At 61.4% G+C, this 19,478-nt stretch carries 15 protein-coding genes and 1 tRNA gene; all 16 read left to right on the forward strand.

Translation table 11 applies throughout. From position 1 onward, the window contains the following. Positions 1–508 (forward strand): helix-turn-helix transcriptional regulator (locus tag B7R93_RS15935; RefSeq protein ID WP_232798408.1); only part of this gene is annotated, 508 nt, incomplete at its 5' end. Positions 509–591: 83 nt separating this feature from the next. Next, positions 592–1,617 (forward strand): NAD(P)H-dependent glycerol-3-phosphate dehydrogenase, encoded by a 1,026-nt coding sequence (locus B7R93_RS12650; protein WP_103021119.1) that lies wholly within the window; start codon positions 592–594, stop codon positions 1,615–1,617. A 60-nt stretch (positions 1,618–1,677) separates the two neighbouring features. Next, positions 1,678–2,748 (forward strand): class 1 fructose-bisphosphatase, encoded by a 1,071-nt coding sequence (gene fbp, locus B7R93_RS12655; RefSeq protein ID WP_103021120.1) that lies wholly within the window; start codon positions 1,678–1,680, stop codon positions 2,746–2,748. Positions 2,749–2,811: 63 nt separating this feature from the next. Then, a complete protein-coding gene (locus B7R93_RS12660) occupies positions 2,812–3,597 on the forward strand; it encodes a hypothetical protein (RefSeq protein ID WP_103021121.1) in 786 nt (261 codons plus the stop codon). A 151-nt stretch (positions 3,598–3,748) separates the two neighbouring features. Next, complete coding sequence (locus tag B7R93_RS12665; protein WP_103021122.1) at positions 3,749–4,543, forward strand: enoyl-CoA hydratase/isomerase family protein; 795 nt, start codon at positions 3,749–3,751, stop codon at positions 4,541–4,543. A gap of 180 nt (positions 4,544–4,723) precedes the next feature. After that, positions 4,724–6,700 carry an aconitate hydratase gene (locus B7R93_RS12670; RefSeq protein WP_103021123.1) on the forward strand — a complete coding sequence of 659 codons (1,977 nt, stop codon included), beginning with the start codon at positions 4,724–4,726 and terminating at the stop codon, positions 6,698–6,700. Positions 6,701–6,837: 137 nt separating this feature from the next. Further along, positions 6,838–7,623: a squalene/phytoene synthase family protein gene (locus B7R93_RS12675; protein ID WP_232798410.1), complete on the forward strand. Its 786-nt coding sequence runs from the start codon at positions 6,838–6,840 to the stop codon at positions 7,621–7,623. Positions 7,624–7,665: 42 nt separating this feature from the next. Beyond that, the gene (gene purM / locus B7R93_RS12680) at positions 7,666–8,679 is read left to right on the forward strand and encodes a phosphoribosylformylglycinamidine cyclo-ligase (RefSeq protein ID WP_103021125.1); all 1,014 of its coding nucleotides are present in this window, start codon (positions 7,666–7,668) and stop codon (positions 8,677–8,679) included. Positions 8,680–8,844: 165 nt separating this feature from the next. Next, positions 8,845–9,534 (forward strand): glycerol-3-phosphate 1-O-acyltransferase PlsY, encoded by a 690-nt coding sequence (gene plsY, locus B7R93_RS12685; protein WP_103021126.1) that lies wholly within the window; start codon positions 8,845–8,847, stop codon positions 9,532–9,534. 114 nt (positions 9,535–9,648) lie between these two features. Then, a complete protein-coding gene (locus tag B7R93_RS12690; protein WP_103021127.1) occupies positions 9,649–10,683 on the forward strand; it encodes an NAD(P)H-dependent glycerol-3-phosphate dehydrogenase in 1,035 nt (344 codons plus the stop codon). A 162-nt stretch (positions 10,684–10,845) separates the two neighbouring features. Next, a complete protein-coding gene (locus B7R93_RS12695) occupies positions 10,846–11,496 on the forward strand; it encodes an AlbA family DNA-binding domain-containing protein (RefSeq protein ID WP_103021128.1) in 651 nt (216 codons plus the stop codon). A 330-nt stretch (positions 11,497–11,826) separates the two neighbouring features. Beyond that, positions 11,827–14,160, forward strand: a complete 2,334-nt coding sequence (locus B7R93_RS12700; protein WP_103021129.1) for a DNA gyrase/topoisomerase IV subunit A — start codon at positions 11,827–11,829, stop codon at positions 14,158–14,160. Positions 14,161–14,216: 56 nt separating this feature from the next. Then, positions 14,217–16,148 (forward strand): DNA gyrase/topoisomerase IV subunit B, encoded by a 1,932-nt coding sequence (locus tag B7R93_RS12705; RefSeq protein ID WP_103021130.1) that lies wholly within the window; start codon positions 14,217–14,219, stop codon positions 16,146–16,148. A gap of 366 nt (positions 16,149–16,514) precedes the next feature. Then, a tRNA-Lys gene (locus B7R93_RS12710) sits at positions 16,515–16,588 on the forward strand. 394 nt (positions 16,589–16,982) lie between these two features. Beyond that, positions 16,983–17,237 carry a hypothetical protein gene (locus tag B7R93_RS12715; RefSeq protein WP_232798413.1) on the forward strand — a complete coding sequence of 85 codons (255 nt, stop codon included), beginning with the start codon at positions 16,983–16,985 and terminating at the stop codon, positions 17,235–17,237. Positions 17,238–18,899: 1,662 nt separating this feature from the next. Further along, positions 18,900–19,412 (forward strand): BrxA/BrxB family bacilliredoxin, encoded by a 513-nt coding sequence (locus tag B7R93_RS12725; RefSeq protein WP_103021133.1) that lies wholly within the window; start codon positions 18,900–18,902, stop codon positions 19,410–19,412. Positions 19,413–19,478 lie beyond the last annotated feature (66 nt).

A 19,478-nucleotide genomic window follows, 5' to 3' on the forward strand; every position in this document is an offset into this window, starting at 1 on the left:
CTCGTGCTTCCACGTAGAGAAAACCGAGGGGATTGCCCGTGTTCTGGAGATGATCGCGTACTTGTTCCGTGAGAACCCCCCGAACCGCGACCGGCTGATCGACCTGAACGCGATGGAGCTGCTCATCCAGATGCTCCAAACCGCCTCGCGTCCCCTCCTGATCGGCGAGTTTCCCCGCAACACGTCCGCCGGTGGGTTGGCCGCAGCGGTGCAGTACATCCAAGACAACCTGGACCGGCACATTTCAATCGATGAGCTGGTGGAAGAGGCCTGCATGAGCAAGTCCAGCTTCTATCGGCACTTCAGCGACGAATTCGACATGTCTCCGCTGGAGTACATCACAAGGGAACGGGTCGTTCGGGCCCGAGAGTTGTTGGCGGACGCGGAGAACACCGTGACCAACGTAAGCCATGCCCTGGGCTTCAGTAGCACGAGCCATTTCATCGACATGTTTAAAGAACATGAGGGCGTTACCCCGAAGCAATATCAGATGGATCTCCTAGGTTAACCTTTACGTCTAGCAGGAAGCGCTTCCGCGGTCCGTTGTGATCGAGGGGCCTTCACCCCATCTCACCCGTCATTTCCTGATCTATGTCCTCCATTACGCTGTTCGGTGCCGGAAGCTGGGGCACGGCCCTGTCCGTGCATCTCGCCTCGGCGGGGCGCGACGTCGTGCTGTGGGCGCGCCGCCCGGAAGTGGCCGAAGAAATTCGTCGTACCTCCCACAACCCCACCTACCTGCCCGAGCTCCTCATTCCGTCCTCTGTATACATCACTACCGACTTGAAGACGGCTGCGGGGGCCTCCGATCTCTGGGGCATGGCCGTGCCGTCTCAGCAGCTTCGAGCGCGGGCCGAGCACCTCCGTCCGCACGTGCACGAGGACGTGCAACTCGTGGCTCTGTCAAAGGGCATCGAGAACGAGACGTTGCTCACGATGTCGCAGGTTCTCGACGATGTGTTCGAGTCGGTGCCGTCGAGCCAGATCGGGGCGTTGTACGGGCCTAGTCACGCGGAGGAGGTTGCCGAAGGGCGTCCCACGGCTGTTGTGGCGGCTGCACCGGACAAGGAAGAGGCCCGGCGCATCCAGAAGGTGTTCATGACTGAGCGCCTGCGCGTATACATGAACACCGATGTGCTCGGGGTCGAAATTGGAGGCTCCGCCAAAAACGTGCTTGCGATCGCGGCGGGGATTGCCGACGGGGTCAGCTACGGTGACAACGCCAAGGCAGCACTCATCACGCGTGGGCTGGCTGAGATCCGGCGCCTGGGCCAAGCACTGGGGGCCGATCCGCAGACCTTCTCGGGCCTGGCGGGCATCGGCGACCTTGTCGTGACGTGCATGAGCGAGCACAGCCGCAACCGGTACCTGGGGGAGCAGATCAGCACGGGAAAGAGCCTCGATAAGGTGCTCAACGAAATGGCGATGGTGGCCGAGGGGGTGCGAACGACGCGCTCCGTCTACAACCTGGCAAAGCATCATGGGGTTGAGATGCCCATCACGGAAGCGGTGCACGCCATACTGTTCGACGACAAGAGTCCCCGAAAAATGGTAAAGCGCCTCATGACCCGATCGGCCAAGCACGAAAACTGGCTGCCGACCACCCTGGAGCAGTAGGGCGTCGCGTCAGGGGGGGCGTTTCTAGGTTCACTTCTTTTTTGACAGACCGTTCGTTCCATGTCGCACGCACTGTCGGACGCCCCAGCGTCGTCTGGTGCCCTGGCGTCGGTCATGACGCTTGAGCAGTTCATTCTCGACCGCCGTGACCGCTTTCCACAGTCCACGAGGGCGTTTGCGCGGCTTCTGCGCGATGTGAGCGTGGCGGCCAAGATCATTAACCACAACATTCGTCGGGCGGGCATCCTCGACGTCATGGGGGAAACCGGTACCGTGAACGTGCAGGACGAGAAGCAGAAGAAGCTCGACGAAATTGCCGACCGGGAGCTCGAGCGTGCCCTCCGCCGCGGCGGTGAATGTTGCCTGATTGGCTCGGAGGAGCAGCCGGAAACGGTGTCGCTTTCGCCGCACGGGAATTTTCAGGAGCGCTTTGCGGTGTTCTTTGACCCGCTCGACGGATCGAGCAACACGGACGTCAACGCGTCGGTGGGGACGATCTTTAGCGTCTATACCCTTCCTGAAGACATCGACGAGGAAGACTCCCTCGACGTCACCCTTCGACCCGGGGCTGAGCAGGTGGCGGCCGGGTACGTGGCCTACGGCTCGTCTACCATGTTTGTCTTCACGACCGGGAATGGGGTCAATGGCTTCACCCTGGATCCCGGCATCGGAGAATTTTTGCTGACGCATCCGGATCTCCAGATTCCGCAAGAGCGGGCCATGTACTCGATCAACGAGGCGGATATTGAGGACTTTTCCCCGAAGCTTCGTGCCTTTCTGCAGTGGCTGAAGACAAAGGACCCGGACACCGGAGCACGCATCCGGGCCCGCTACATCGGCTCGTTTGTGTCCGACTTCCACCGGAATTTACTGACGGGCGGGCTCTACATGTATCCCGCGCGGACGAACTACCCAAACGGGAAGCTGCGCCTGATGTACGAAGCCAACCCCATGGCTTTTCTCGTAGAGCAGGCTGGGGGACGGGCCTCCACCGGCCACCAACGTGTCCTCGATCTTCAACCCGAGGGGGTGCATCAGCGCACCCCGCTGTTCATTGGGAGCGCACCGCTGGTGGAGGCGGCGGAGGCCTACCTGCAGGACCGAGAAGAAGAGGTTCCCCGTGTGGCCTGAACGTTGCCCAAGACGGGGCGTACGGACAAAATGCGCCCATCTTACGACCGTGCTCCGCCTCGCATGTCCAACGAGCCGCCTGCCCCGGCGATTGACCCGCCGCAGAAGCCCCTCGACGCCATGCATACTCCCGAGGACCTCGACCGCTCCTTCGAGGGGTGGTCCGAAGACGTCTTCAGGATGCTAGATCGGCTCCGCGCCGAGCCGCACATCAACCAGTACAAGGCGGAGAAGCCGGGCGTCACGGAGTTCCTGAAGGATCCCTTTCGGCGCTATCGGGACGACTTGGTGGTCAACTGGGTCCTCCCAAACCGTCTTGGATTCGAGACCGAGAAGTACGTTTTCAGCCGCCTGCTCAAAAATGACTTTGGCGCCGGGGGCTGCAACGACAACCTATGGATGTCCTTCTACCGGCCGGAGACGCGCCGCCTCGAAGATGTTCAGATCACCCACCGCGTGTCCCCGGATGGATTCGCAGTGGGAATTTATGTGGGGGCTCACGCCACAGACCTCTTGACGCAGGCGACGTCGCGAATCCACGACGCCCCCGGGATGTACCTTGACCTTGTAAACCCGTTATTGCAAAATAAAAACTGGCGGTTTCATACGCACGGCAGGGCGGGCGGAAGCAAGACGAAGACCGTGTTCGACGCCCCACTGGACCAAGTCCCGGACAGTGTGGAGGGGGCCGATGGGATCCACGTGCGTCACTACATTGGCCGCGAGGAGACGCTCCACCTCGGCGCGGAATTGGTCGACCGTGCGCTCGATCTGATCCTCGACGTGTGGCCGATCTATCGGTTTTACTTGGCAGAGGGAATGGGAAGAGGGAGCCCTGCTGAGAAGTAGGGGGAGGTTTGGGTTGTACATTGCCTAGTTGTGTACCGCGCACCCGTTCATCCCCCGTGCGCTACGCGAAATTCGTTCTTCCATTGGCAATCGTCCGGTTCTGCTTCGTACGTTCTGGCCGAAACGTGCCACCGCCAATTCAACGCCCCCTATGTCCACCCTCCTCCAGGTCACCACCGACGGTCCCGTTCGCACTCTCTGTCTGAACCGACCGAACAAGCGCAACGCCCTGAACGCAGAGCTCGTGACGGCTCTGCTGTCTGCGCTGGACGAGGCGGAGCAGGAAGAGTCTGTCCGGGTCATCGTTCTTACCGGGGCTGGCTCGGCCTTTTCCGCCGGGGCGGATTTGTCTTCGCTCCGGGCCATGCGCGACGCCGGGCTCAGGGAAAACCAGGAGGACTCTCGCCACCTCGCGGAGCTCTTTCGACGGGTCTATCAGCACCCAATGCCCGTTATTGCAAAAACAAACGGGCACGCTATTGGAGGCGGGTGTGGACTCGCGGCCGTCTGTGACTTTGCATACGTGTCGAGGGATGCAAAGCTCGGGTTTACGGAGGTGCGCATCGGGTTTGTGCCGGCCATCGTGATGGTCTTTTTGCGGCGCAAGCTGGGGGAGACGCAGACCCGAGATTTGCTGCTTCGGGGACGTTTGGTGGAGGCGCTTGAGGCGGTGGAGATGGGGCTCGTGACCCGAGCTGTTCCCGGGGAAGAGCTGGACGGGGCGGTGGACGACCTTGCCCACGAGCTGGCGCGGGAAACGAGCGGCTCAGCGGTGGCCCTGACGAAACAGATGCTTGCGCGAGTGCCGGGCATGGGACTCGATGAGGCGCTCGATTATGCTGCCCAGATGAACGCCTTCGCCCGCGGTACAGACGACTGCCAGGCCGGCATCGAGGCCTTCCTCAACGACGAGGCTCCTCCCTGGACACAGGCAGCCCAAGACTGAGGAACGGGCCATGGGGCGACAGGTACGTATTCGTCCGTCCGGTTGCTATCTTGGGGCAGGCACACAATTTTTTTATGCGCAGGGGTACGAACTTCAGGGTGGAGGCATTACCTTCGGTAGGTAGAAGGGGTTGACCCACCGATCCGTGACCACTTTGCTTGACCACTACTGCTTAGACTTATGGGTAAAAATGTTGCAGAAAAGCTCATTGACAGCCACCTCGCCAGCGGAAGCTTTGATGGCCTAGAGGTGGGGGAGGAAATTGAGCTCGAGATGGACCAGACCCTCACCCAAGACGCCACCGGCACGATGGTGATGCTGGAGTTTGAGGCGATGGGAATCCCTCGTGTCCAGACCGAGCTTTCGGCCCAGTACGTTGACCACAACCTCATTCAGTCCGACTTTAAAAATCCGGACGATCATCTCTTCCTCCGCAGTGCGTGCAAAAAGTTCGGCGCGTGGTACAGCCGTCCGGGCAATGGCGTAAGCCACCCGGTGCACCAGGAGCGATTTGGAAAGCCCGGCAGGACGCTCATTGGATCGGACAGCCACTCGCCCGCCGCCGGAGCCATCGGTATGCTCGCCATCGGAGCTGGGGGGCTCGACGTTGCCATGGCCATGGCCGGTAAGCCGTACACCATCAACATGCCGGAGGTCTGGGGCGTGAAGCTGACTGGCGAGCTGCCCGACTGGGTGAGTGCGAAGGATGTCATTCTGACCATGCTGGAGCGGCACGACGTGGACGGGGGCGTGGGGCAGATCATTGAGTACTACGGTCCAGGGCTCGACAGCCTCAGCTGCATGGACCGTCACGTAATCGCCAACATGGGAACGGAGCTGGGCGCGACCAGCACCGTCTTCCCTTCCGACGATGAGGTCCGAGCCTTTCTCCGTCGTCAGGGCCGCGAAGACGCCTTTCAGGAGATCAAGGCCGACGCGGACGCCACGTACGACGAGCACGAGGAAATCGACCTTTCGAAGGTGGAACCGAAAATCGCAAAGCCCAGTAGTCCGGGCAATGTGGTGTCGGTCCGAGAGGTCGAAGGCAAAGAGATCTATCAAAGCTATGTTGGATCGTCGGCCAATCCTGGCTTCCGTGACTTCGCCAGCGCCGCTGAGATTGTAGACGACCACCAGGTGCACGACCGGGTGTCGTTCGACGTGAATCCGACCTCGCGGCAGATCCTGGAGAACCTGATGAACTCGGGGCATCTCCAGATGCTCACCCGCGCGGGTGCTCGCATCCACCAGGCGGGTTGCAACGGATGCATCGGCATGGGGCAGGCCCCCGCCACCGGCCAGATCTCGGTGCGCACGGTCCCACGCAACTTCCCAGGCCGCTCCGGCACGAAGGAGGATGCAGTGCACCTCGTGAGTCCCGAGACGGCCGCTGCCTCGGCGCTCACGGGCAAGATTACCGACCCGCGTGACCTGGCGGACCTCTACGACATGGAGTACCCGGACGCGGAGACGCCGGATCAAATCCGCGTCAACACCGACCAGCTCGTCGAGCCCCTCTCCGCGGAGGAGGCAAAAGACGTGGAGCTTGAGAAGGGGCCGAATGTTGTCTCGCTCCCCGAGTTCGAGCCGCTCCAGGATTCGTTCGACCTGCCGGTGCTTCTGAAGGTGGGCGACGATATTTCCACCGACGAAATTATGCCGGCCGGCTCGCGCATTCTGCCATACCGCTCCAATATTCCGAAGATCTCGGAGTTCGTCTTCACCCAGGTCGACGAGAGCTTCTTTGACCGCGCCATGGAGCACCAGGACAACGGCTTCGCCGTGGTTGGGGGCACGAACTACGGGCAGGGCTCCAGCCGAGAGCACGCTGCCATCGCGCCGCGGTGGCTCGGCACCCGCGTCAAGATCGCCAAGAGCTACGCCCGGATTCACCGGCAGAATCTGGCGAACTTTGGCATCCTGCCGCTCCTGTTCAAGGACGACGAGTCGTATGACAGCATCGAGCAGGGCGACACGCTGCAGTTCCGCGATCTGCGGGACCAGGTACAGTCTGGGACGGACGTGGAGCTCGCGAACGCCGACAAGGAGGAAACCTACACTGTGGAGCACGACCTGTCCGACCGAGAGCTCCAGATGGTGCTCGAAGGCAGCCAGATTAGCGTCGTGAAGAAAGAGTTTGCCGGGGTCGAGGCGTAACGCCCTTTTGGCCTGGCTTTGAGACGAACGGGGAAGCCCGCGGTGGCTTCCCCGTTCCGTATTCGGGGGGCCGTTCGTAGCTTTTGGGCTGATGGGATTCTCGGTCTCGAATGGGTGACGACACGCACACATCGGACTTGCCCCGCCCATTCCATGACGACTGGTCCCGCCGTCACCGACCCGCGGCGCGGGCGCTCTGGCACTGGCACTCGGCCCTCGTAGCCCCAACCGTCCCCCAAGACCGAGACCCTGAGTCCTTCTTCGACGAAGAGCGCGCACGGGCCGAGGCGGGCACGTTGCTCTGCGGGGTGCCCGACGAGACGGCCTCGGCCGCCTACGAGGCGTGCGAGATGCACAGCCTGCCTCTCGACTGGCTCGGGGCGCAGGTCGAAGCGGCTCGACTCCTCGCGGGAGAGACGCGCTTCGAGCAGGCCGACCAGCTGGACACGTTCGTTCGGCTCTGGGCCGTGCCACACGCCCGCCTTCTCGCGCACCTGGCGGACGTGACCAACTCGGTGCAGATTGGCTGGGTCGACGAATTGGCCCGCGGGTTTTTCCATCTGGGGCACCTGTTGCGGTTGCCCGTCGACCTGGAGCACGGGTGCCTCTTTGTGCCCCTAGAAGAACTCCGCCAGTACGATGTGTCGGTGGAGCGACTCCGAACGGGCCCGGTCAGCGAGGGCGCTCGTCGGTTGCTCTGGAAGCAGTGCGTTCGGGTGCGCGACGCCCTGCAGCGCGGACGGGCCCTGGCCGATGACCTTGGGATTCGTCAGCGCTACGCCCTTCTTCGATACTGGCACGGGGCCCTTGCCCTACTGGACGAGCTCGACCGGCGCGACTACGACCTCTGGTCGGCCCCTATCGAACTGTCGCGGGTCCGCCGGTTGGAGGTGTATCTGCTTATGCTCTTTGGCCGCCGGTAGGGGGCGGTCCACCATTTTTCCCCAATCACAGCACGGACGATCATGACGACCTATAAAGAGGCAGGTGTTGATGTCGAGGCCGGTGAAGAGACGGTCGATCGCATTCGGTCAAGTGTCCAGGATACATTTACCCCCGGTGTGTTGGCGGACATTGGGGCCTTCGGGTCGCTTTTCGAACCGGACCTGGAGGGGATGGACGCGCCGGTGCTCGTTTCGTCCATCGACGGGGTCGGCACCAAGCTGAAGGTGGCGTCGCGTGCCGGGCGCTACGATACCGTGGGGCAGGACCTGGTGAACCACTGTGTGAACGATGTGGCTGCGTGCGGAGCCCGGCCGTTGTACTTCCTGGATTACTATGGGGTGGGGACCCTGGAGCCCGACACGGCGGAGGCGGTCGTGGGGGGCTTCGCGACGGCCTGTGACGAAACCGAGTGTGCACTGGTGGGGGGCGAGATTGCAGAGATGCCGGATGTGTACGGCGAGGGGGATTTCGATCTCGTGGGAACGGTCGTTGGGCTGGTGGACAAGGGAAAGATCGTCACGGGCGAAGAGGTAGGCCCCGGAGACGTGCTGCTCGGGCTGCCGTCGACGGGCATCCACACCAATGGCTACACCTTGGCCCGGAGTGTCCTCTTCGACGCGTACACCGTGAATGATTGTCCCTCCGAACTGGGAGGGAGATCGGTGGGAGAGGCACTGCTTCGTGTCCATCGCTCGTACCTGCGCCCGATCCGCTCCCTCGTGGAGTCCGGCTTGGCCAAGGGGCTCGCCCACATTACCGGCGGCGGGCTTCCGAACAACCTCGGGCGAGTGGTGCCGGAGGGGAGCACAGCGGTGGTCGACTACGACGCCTGGGACCGCCCGTCCATCTTCTCGTTGATCCAAGAGCTCGGGGACGTGCCGGAGGCCGACATGCGACAGACCTTCAACCTTGGGGTGGGTTTGGTGGCTGTGGTGCGGGCAGATGACGCCGCCGACGCTGTCGGGCAGCTCAAGTCCATGGGCGAATCACCGATTCGGATCGGTCGAATCGAAGCCGCGGCGGAGTCGTCCTAGTCGCCTTGGGAGGCGCCACCGCGCCGTCCGGGCCGGCTTCACCGGAACACTTGGCGCCAAAAACGAGGTACGATAGGCACTAAATTACGGAGGCGCACCGACGCCGATGTCGTCCTGGATGCGCGTCCCGTTCTCAATTCGCTCAACCGCCATCGGGGTGTCAACATGTGGTCGCTGATTGTCATCCTGCTTATCAGCTATTTTCTCGGGTCCGTTCCCGGAGCATTGTGGTCCAGCAAGGCCCTGCACGGGGTCGACATCCGCAATCACGGCAGCCACAACTGTGGGGCCACCAATGCCTTTCGCGTGGTGGGCTGGCAGGCCGGCGCGCTGGCGACGGTCGTAGACTTCGGAAAAGGCTTCCTCGCGGCGGGGGTCGTGGCGTCGGTGATTCGCATTGACCCGATTCCGACGGGCCTGTCCCTGTTCGGATGGGACTCGTTCGTGGTCTTGGGGCTGCTTGCCGGAATCGGAGCGGTGATCGGTCACATGTATCCCATCTTTGCGCGGTTTGAGGGAGGAAAGGGCGTGAACACCGCGGCCGGGATGCTCTTTGCGCTCACGCCCCTCACGATGGCAATCACACTCGCGGTCTTTGTGACGATCCTGCTCACCTCGCGGTACGTGTCGCTGTCCTCCATCACCGCTGCCGTCGCGTTCCCGACCGTTGTGGCCCTTCGTCGCTTCGGGTTGGGGGCGGACCTCGATCCGAGCCTGTTCGTCTTCGGAGGGCTTCTTGCCCTGGCCATCGTCGTGGCGCACCGGTCCAACATTCGGCGCCTTCTGAACGGCTCCGAGAGTCAGATTAGCTCCTTCGAGCCGGCCCAGGGCATGCTGGGGCGTGGAGAGCTCTAGCGGGCGCGCTGCGTTCCTGCCGGGCTCTCTACGGTGAGAAGATCGCCATCGGGACTTGCTGCCCGGCCCGGGCTTCGCCCCAGTGTCCATGTCTTTGCATTCAGACGTCTTCCCATGTCGACTTCGATTACGCTCTTCGGGGCCGGAAGCTGGGGAACGGCCCTTGCCGTGCACCTGGCTGCCGCGGGGCGCGACGTGACCCTCTGGGCCCGTCGCGAAGAGGCGGTCGAGCAGATGCGGACAACTCGCCGCAACCCGACGTACCTCTCGGACATTGAGATTCCGTCGTCCGTGGATGTGACCTCGGACCTTGAGGCCGCCGCGAGCGCCTCGTCCCTCTGGGCCGTGGCGGTGCCCTCGCAGAGCCTGCGCAGCGTGGCCACCCGAATTGCGCCGCTCACCCGTCCCGGGACGACCGTGGTTTCGTTGGCCAAAGGAATTGAAAACGATACCCTGCGAACGATGTCGCAGGTCTTGGCCGAAGAGCTGACAGGGATAGAGGCTCAGCAAATTGGAGTGCTTTACGGGCCCAGCCACGCGGAGGAAGTGGCCGCAAGTCAGCCGACTACGCTCGTCGCGTCCGCCCCCACCGAGCCGCGCGCAGAATGGGTCCAGGACGCCTTCATGACCGAGCGGCTTCGGGTCTACGTAAATACCGACGTGGTGGGGGTTGAGATTGGAGGCTCCGCGAAGAACGTCCTCGCGATTGCGGCGGGCATGGGGGATGGAGTGGGGTACGGGGACAACGCCAAGGCGGCCCTCGTTACCCGTGGCCTCGCCGAGATGCGGCGTCTCGGGGTCGCGATGGGGGCCAAGCCTCAAACCTTTGCTGGGCTGGCGGGCATCGGTGACCTGCTCGTGACCTGCATGAGTCAGCACAGTCGCAACCGGCACCTGGGGGAGCAGATTGGAACCGGCAAGACGCTCGACGAGATTGAGTCGACGATGGACATGGTGGCGGAAGGGGTTCGCACGACCCAATCGGTCCGGGGGCTGGCCGAGCACTACGACGTCGAGATGCCCGTCACAGAGGCGGTGCATCGCGTTCTGTTTGAAGACCAGCGTCCCGAAGACATGGTCGACGAACTCATGACACGCTCGGCCAAACGGGAGCATGGGCTGTCACGTAGCCCCCAGGGGGCCTCTTGACTCTTCTGATCCTGGCCGTGTCGAACCGTTGTGCAAATTTTGAGCGATTGGTGCGGTCAGAAGATGGGGGGCATCAACTCTGGTCTCTCGTCCCGTTCACGGATGCACTGGCCTGATCCCAACCCCGACTGTACCTACTCATAGTTCGTCTGCACAACTGGTATGACGCGTCGGGAACTGGAACAGCTCGTCGATTTGGGGGAGGGCATCAGTGTCGAGTTCAAGCGTCGGGCCCCCCGGCCTCAGCGCATTGCGAAAGAGGTAGTCGCGCTGGCCAATACCAATGGCGGACGCATCGTACTCGGGGTGAACGACGACGGGACCATCACGGGCGTCGAACATACATCTGAACAAGAGTTCCTTTTCCGCCAGGCCGTGACCGCCCACTCCCGGCCTGTTGTAGAGTATCGAACCGAGCGGATTGTCGTGGAGCCCCGGTGCGACGTGCTCGTCGTCACGATCCCGGAGAGCAGCACCAAGCCTCACGTGGTGGTGGAGGACGAAGAGACCCCCGCCGAAGAGGGGCGGACGTACGTGCGGGTGGAGGCGAGTAGCGTCGCGGCCAGTCCCGAGACCATCCAGGAGCTTCGCGAGCAGGAAGACCAGGCGGGAGTAACCTTCGAATTTGGGGAGACGGAGTCACTACTCATGCGGTACCTGGATGACTATGGCCGCATTTCTGTGTCACAGCTGGCTCAGCTGGCCGACATCCCGCGGGAACGGGCATCTCAGACGCTGCTCCGTCTCACAGAGGCCGACCTTCTGCATCTTCATCCCAATGAGGACGGCGATTACTTCACCCTTAACTACTGATTGTAAGACATCCAGCGGTGCGCCACTCTAGACAAGGCACTGTCCCTGAATTCCTTCTAAAAGGTTCCGTTATTGCATAGAAAAATGATGTTTTTAGAGATGAACAAGAGGGCCTCCCTTGCACGCTTCCCCACGTGTCCTTTGGAGAAGCGATTGGCGGATGAACGCTCGTCTGCGTGCTGATCATCTGCGCAGTGAGGCCTGTTAGCTCCGGTGGCCCGATGGAAAACGCTCAAATCTTCCGAAACGCCAGTCAGTGGGAGTTGTATCTCCGAAAACGTGTGAGTAAACTATGTGTGCGCCGTCAACATCCGTTATTGAACGCCGCTGATGCCTGTTACCGAGACCATTCCACTTCACGAGACCGCCCGCGAGCGGTACCTGAACTACGCCTTGTCCGTCATCACCAGCCGGGCACTGCCGGACATCCGCGACGGCCTGAAGCCGGTGCAGCGACGCATCCTCTTTGCGATGTTCGACAGTTTGAATCTGTATCCGTCTAAGCGCCACCGCAAGAGCGCGACGGTTGTGGGAGAGACGATGGGAAAGTACCACCCCCACGGCGACAAGGCCATCTACGACGCCATGGTGCGCATGGCCCAGTCGTTCTCTCTGCGGGCGCCGCTGGTCGATGGGCACGGCAACTTTGGCTCGCTCGACGGCGACAGTGCGGCGGCGATGCGCTACACGGAGGCCAAGCTGCAGCCCCTGGCCATGGAGATGCTGGAGGGGCTCCGCGACGAGACGGTCGACTACCGCGACAACTTTGACGGTTCCTTGGAGGAGCCGGTCGTGCTCCCCGCCCGCGTCCCCAATCTCTTGGTGAATGGAGCAAGTGGCATCGCGGTGGGAATGGCCACCAACATTCCGCCCCATAATCTCGGCGAGGTGGTCGACGCGGCCCTCCACATGATCGAGGCGCCCGACGTGACGACCTCGACGCTCGTCCGCGAGCACATTCAGGGGCCGGACTTTCCCACGGGGGAACGCATCCTGAACACGCAGGACGAACTCGCAGAGATCTACGAGACGGGCTCCGGGACGATCGAGATGCGCGGGGCCTACCGGACGAAGGGGAAGACCCGCGCCATTATCGAGTCGGTGCCCTATGGCGTAGACAAGAGCAAGATCGTCGAGGAGATTGCTGACCATATCGCCGAGGAGAACGTTCCGCAGCTGTCGAATGTGCGCGACGAGTCGACCGACGATGTGCGCATTGTGCTGGAGCTCAAGCGTGGCTCCGATACAGAGGCGGCGATGGCCTACCTCTTCAAGCACACGAAGCTCCAGAAACGATTCCACGTCAACCTCACCTGCCTCGTGCCGACCGAGAGCACGGACGTGAAGGCCCCGAAGCAGGTAGACCTCCGCGCCATTCTTCGGTACTTCCTCGACTTTCGACTGGACGTCGTGACCCGGCGTCTACAGAACGAACTGGAGGACCTGGAGGCGCGGATCCACATCCTAGAGGGCTTCGAGACGATCTTCGACGCCCTGGACGAGGCCATCGAGATCATCCGAGCCTCAAAGAACAAGGCCGATGCCGCCCAGCGGCTCATGCATCGCTTCCAACTCGACGAGGAGCAGACCGACGCGATTCTGGAGACGCAGCTCTACAAGCTCTCGCAGATGGAGGTTGAGGCGATTCGGGACGAACTGGGGGAGAAGCGGGCCCGGGCGGAGGAGATCCGTCGCCTGCTCGACGACGAAGATGCACGCTGGGGCATCGTTCAAGACGAGCTTCAAGACATTCGTGACGAGTACACGGACGAGCGCCGCAGTACCATTGCCGGCCCGGAGGCGACCATGGAGTATACCGAAGAAGACTACATCGTCGACGAGGACGTCCACGTCATTGTCACGCGGGACGGCTGGGTGAAGCGGCAGGGCACGTATTCGGACTTGGAGGCCATCCGCACCCGAGACGGGGACGAGGTGGGCTGGGCCCTGGCCGGGTCGACCCGCGCCACCGTCGGCTTCTTTACGAACTACGGCACGTGCTATACCACCCGCATCACGGAAATTCCGAGCACGACTGGGTACGGCGACCCGGTCCAAAAGCTGTTCTCGTTCGACGACGGGGAGCACGTGGTCGGCGTCATCAGTTTCGAGGGCCGGGCACTTCCGGACCCGGTGCCGCCCGAGCCGAGTGAACAGGGGGATCTCTTCGATCCGGACGACCCCGAGGCACCGGATCAACCCTATGTCGTCGCCATCAGCAAGGGCGGGCAAGCCACCCGCTTCACCCTGGATGGCTACCTGGAGCCCTCGATTAGTACGGGCCGCAAGTACATGCGACTGGAAGACGGGGACGAGGTGGCCCGTGTCCACTGTGCCCGTGGCGACGAGAACATCTGCCTTGCCTCGCACGACGGGCGGGCGCTGGTCTTTCCTGTGCATCAGGTCTCGGTCTACAAGGGCCCTGCTAAAGGCGTGCGTGCCATCCGTCTTGAGGACAACGACCGTGTGCTCGACTTCAGCCTCAGCACCCGGGCTCGGGAGGGGCTCAGGGTAGAGACGAACAACGGGCGGGACGAGATCGTGCGCACAACGAAGTTTGACGTCACGAATCGGGGGGGCAAAGGCACGCTCGTGATCAAGCGGGGCTACTTCGCGGAGGTGTTTCCGAAGCCTGTGGAGGTGTCCCTGAGTGAGGCCGCATAGACGTAGGAATCACGATTACGAGAGACCCGCTCACGAAGCACGACGAATTCTAGCATATGCCAACGACGTACACCGGCGAAGACATCGACGTCCTCGAAGGCCTCGAACCGGTCCGCAAGCGGCCGGGCATGTACATTGGAGGCACGGGGCGCCCCGGCCTTCATCACATCCTGTGGGAGGTGGTGGACAACGCCGTCGACGAGGCCACCAACGGGTACGCTTCCCGGATTGAGGTCGTCTTGCACGAGGATGGGGAGAGCATCTCCGTGTCCGACAACGGGCGCGGCATTCCGGTGGACGACCACCCCGAGAAGGGCGTCCCTACCGTCCAGCTGATTCTTACGACGCTCCACTCGGGCGGCAAATTTGACGCCAGCAACTACATCACGTCCGGCGGCCTGCACGGGGTGGGTGTCTCGGTCGTCAATGCCCTCTCGGAGGAGCTCATCGCGACCGTCAAGCGCGATGGGCAGGAGTACCAGCAGCGCTTTCGGCAAGGCACACCGGTGACGGGGCTGGACGTCACCGACGGGGATGCGCGCGGGACCGGAACAGAAATTTACTTCTGTCCCGACCCGGACATCTTTGAGTCCGTCGAGTTTGACCCGTCCTGGATTCGGGAGCACCTGGAGGTGAAGACCTATCTGAACCGGGACCTGAAAATTATCTTCCGGGACGAGACGAGTGGCGAGCGGCACCGTCTGCACCACGAGGGGGGCATCCAGGAGTACCTCACGCACCTCGTGGAGGATCTTCAGGTGAGTCCGATTCACGACGATGTCTTCATGATGGAGGACGATGACCTGGACGGGGACGGCCGCCTTGAGGTTGCGCTCCAGTGGACCGACGCGCCGAAGGAACAGCTCCATACGTTCGTCAACGGCATTCCGACGGAGGACGGCGGGACCCACGAGCAGGGGCTCAAAAGCGGCATCCGGTCGGTGGTCCGGTCGTTCATGGACACGCACGACCTCGTGCCGCACCGGTTGGAGATTAAGGGCGACGACACCCGAGAGGGGCTCGTGGCGATCGTGAACCTGTTTCACGTGGACCCACAGTTTCAGGGGCAGACGAAGGACAAGCTCAACAACCCCTCGGTTCGGTCGCAGGTCTCGGGGGCCCTTCGCACCGAGCTGGAGCAGTACCTGAACGACCACTCGTCGACGGGGGAGGCCATTGCATCGCGGGTTGTGCAGGCGGCGAAGGCCCGGCGGGCTCGTCGATCGGCATCAGGGGGAAGCGGCGGGCGGTCGGGCTCCACGTCGCGTCTGCAGCTGCCCGGCAAGCTGGCCGACTGCTCGTCGAGCACCCCGAGCGAGTGTGAGCTCTTTATCGTGGAGGGCGACTCGGCCGGTGGGTCGGCCAAGCAGGCGCGCGACCGGAAGACGCAGGCGGTCTTGCCCCTTCGTGGGAAGGTCCTGAACGCCGAGCAGGCCACCCTCGACCGGGTGCAAAGCAATAAGGAACTGTCCAACATCGTGCAGGCACTGGGCTGTGGCATCGGCGATGCGCTGGACCTGTCCGACCTGCGTTACCGAAAGGTCATCCTCCTGATGGACGCGGACTCGGACGGGCATCACATCGCTACGCTCCTGCTCACGTTCTTCTACCGGTACATGCGGCCGCTCATTGAGGGGGGGTTCGTGCATATTGCCCAGCCGCCGCTCTACCGCATCGAGGCGGGCAAGGAGACCCACTGGGCGCTCGACGAATCCGACAAGGAGCAGGTCCTGGATAAGGTCCGGAGCGACGGCCGCAATCCCAATGTCGACATTCAACGCTTTAAGGGACTGGGGGAGATGATGCCCAATACACTGAACGAGACGACCCTCTCGCCCGAGGGCCGCCGCCTGCTTGAGGTAAGCATTCCCGACACCGAGCGGATGGTCACGGAGCAGACGATCACCGAACTGATGGGGCGGGACAGCTCGGCCCGGTTCAAGTTCATCATGCAGCACGCCGCGGAGGCGGACGACCTGGACGTGTAGTCTTCCCTCATGGTGTGCTGGGGACGGGCGATGTGCTTGGAGGAATGGCCTGTCGAATGCGCCCCGGCATAACGAGCGTGTCAGAGGCTGGAGATTGGACGCCGCGGCTGACCCTACGTAGCATCAGGGTGCCTCGTACCTGTTTTGAGAGCACGTGGCGAAATCCAGTTCCTACATATAGAGTACGAGAGAAAATACGCGGGGAGGGAACACAGAAATGAATGTGGACGTGACCGCCACAGAGCCATCTCGACATTCCGAATCTGTGAAGCCCAGTGGAAAGCCGCCCGTGTGGCGTTGGGCCACAGGAATCTGCTGAACTTCTTTCGCTGTGCAAGGTACTGTTGTAGCGGAAATTGAAACAATAGGCTCGTAGCTCAACCTGGTAGAGCAACGGACTCTTAATCCGTGAGCTGAGGGTTCGAATCCCTCCGGGCCTACCTCCAAGTGAACGTTGAACCGGTCCCATGATGGAGCCCCTGCCGTCTCGAACAGCGTCGAGACGGCTTTCGTGTTGGGACCTGGTCGCGTGTGTTTAAGCCTCTCTGGCCTTTCGCCCGTCCTTGACGCCGGGTGTTTTGAGTGCGAGATGAAAGTTGCGATCTTTCAGAGGGATCGGCAAGGTGCCTCAATGTCCGCCGATTTTTGACTCTGTCCATCAATGTTACGGCTTCATGAGACCAATTTCGGCCTGAAGCTCGTGGCACACACACAATACTCTTCCAACCAACCCGAAATCGCATGCGCAACCGGTCTGCTCGAGCCCACACCGATGAAAAATTCAGTAGCAGCAAGGACAAATCCCTGCGAGAGTATGGTGGCTTTTACACCGGGATGGCAACTACCTTCGCCGGGGCACTCCAAACCTCCCGCGATGCTGTCGTTGAGGCGGTAGATGGTTCGGATCCCGTTGACACGTTTATTTCGGTCAATGGCAACAGGGGAACGGACGCACCCGGTGGGAGCACCAATCGAATTAAGTCTGACGAGCACGACCTGACAGGTGTAGACCGGGTGTTTATTGCCGTTACGAAGGAGCAGTTCGAGGTGCTCGCGGACCGAGTTGGGGCCGATGTAAATATCGAGTAGGAGGCCCTACGAAAGATAAATCTGCGAGGCGAACTGAGACTGCCAAGGGCAATTCCCGCCCGACGCTCGCCTGCTGCGTTCAAGAGCTCTGTTCCGCGGTGTCTCTCGCCGGGGTTGTACTGAGGTCTCCCTGTATGGTGTGTTCTTAACGCCACCTTGCAGCTACACTGAGTCTCCGTCTCGATAGTTGTTCTGGCCGGAGGGGGGCAGTGCCTCTCAAACACAGTGCCCCTTCAGACCACGGTTGTCCGATAAGAGGCTTCTCGTGGGTTGCTTTGCTGACTGGTCTGCGATTGGGACAAGACGAGTCTCCTTCTTGCTTTGTCTGCATAAGAAGCTCGAATCCGCAGCCTGAGCCAATCTGGCCCTTGCTTGTGGGTCGGAGAAGCGTCGGAAGACAAAAAGCTTTCACTGGGTGTTGGGAAAAGGCCCCGATCACCAGTGCATCGGCCTTTTCCTTTCTGGTTTGCAGCAAATGTGTCAGGAACCACGGTCTTCCTCGTGGCAAAGCTCGTTTAGCATGGTCGCCCACTGGTGGAGACGATGAATCTGTCCGCGTTCGACACCCTGATCGAGTGCGCGCTGGATGCTCTCCTGAGCAGCGGACTCAGGCGAGTTGGTGACATCCAAATCAGGCGTCTTATTGGTTGCTTCCATGTCGGCGTTGAAATCGATGAATGGGGATCGAGGTTGCTCACTGTGCACAATGACATATTCTCACCTTCCCTAATTCTCTGGACCCGTGACGAGTTGTGATCCCAGCGTCACGTAAACGCTTCCTCCGAAGAGACTTCATCTTGGGGGTGTCGCATTCACATATCCATCACTTCCAGGGTCTTCCTCTGTTGGGCATCAGAGGCTTTTGACTGCTTGTGTGCGGCGGGGCAATGCTCCAAAAGTGGGCGGGCAACGCCTGCTTTGAGAAAACGAGTACGGGTCAAGAGCTTGCTGCACGACAAAAATTCAAAGGGCCAGTGCCCTGCGTCAATCACAGGCAAGACGGGTCATTCTGACGGAGCCTGCGACGAAAGAATCTCTTCGAAGAGCGCGGAATCTGCAGAAAAAGGCACGTCGTCCCGGGGCTTGTCTCCGCTGATGCCAAAGAGGTCCTTCGACGTTGCTCCGTTCCGCTCGAAGACTGCCCCGCTCGCTTTTTCTCTTCTGGCAGACCCTAAGGAAAACAGGGGTGAGCACTTTTGATATCTGTTATTGCAAAGAGCATATTTAATCGTTTACCGTTAGCAGCTCTGTGTACGAGGTAGAGCTCCGACAACCGGGCACACCTCCACTCGGTCTTCCGACCAATCGGGTCTTTGCTACCTCGGTGCTAGGTAGATCAGCATAAGTATGTTAACCGGAAGTCGATTCTGAGCGACCGACGAATAAAAGAAGGAGGGAGTCAAAGGGGCTTGCAGGGTCATCTTCCGGGAACCTCTTCGGACCAAGCGGAAGCCACCTGCAGAGGCCGGTTCTGACAGTGTGCGAAGAGATTCACTCCAGGTTAACTGGCTCACAACGTCGAGCTTCAAAGTCAAGATCAAGCCTGTTCAGTCGGCCTTTCGAAGGGATCAACCGTTGGGACTGGTCGTAGCACGTGACTAGTGTATCCTCCGGGCCGCCGCTGGAGGCTCGTGTCGTTCCTGCAACGAATAAGTGCTTTCCATGCCGTATCCGAAGCAGATGGTTCAGCCGATGCGTCAAGAGCTGACCCAGTTGGGCGTCGAGGAGTTGCGTACGCCCGATGAGGTCGATGCTGCCTTTGATCAGGCCGACGATGAGACGCTGCTGCTCGTGATCAACTCAGTCTGTGGCTGTGCTGCGGGCAACGCCCGGCCGGCTGTGTCCAAGGCGAAGGAGGCGACAGAGCAGCACCCAGACCACTACGTTACGGTGTTCGCCGGCCAAGACCTTGAGGCGACGGAGCGGGCCCGGGAGTACCTCCCAGGGATTCCTCCGTCTTCCCCGTTCTTTGCCCTCTTCCGAGAGGGTCAGCCCGTATATGTGGTGGAACGGAAGCACATCGAGGGCCGAAACGCCGAGGTCATTGCACAGGATCTGCTGGAGGCATTTGACGCATATTGTGGCGAGGAAGTCCCTCCCGCAGACGCCCCTTCGCGTCCCGACCCGTCTAGCTCCGGAGACGGACTTCCCTCCACCTTTCAATCTATTACCTAGGCACACGAACCGGAACGTGTCAGGGAAAGGACGGAGCGCTCTGTTTGGTCGATTTGCCGCCCCCCT

Origin of the sequence: Salinibacter altiplanensis, from assembly GCF_002894645.1 — a bacterium.
GTDB classification, from domain to species: Bacteria; Bacteroidota; Rhodothermia; order Rhodothermales; family Salinibacteraceae; genus Salinibacter; species Salinibacter altiplanensis.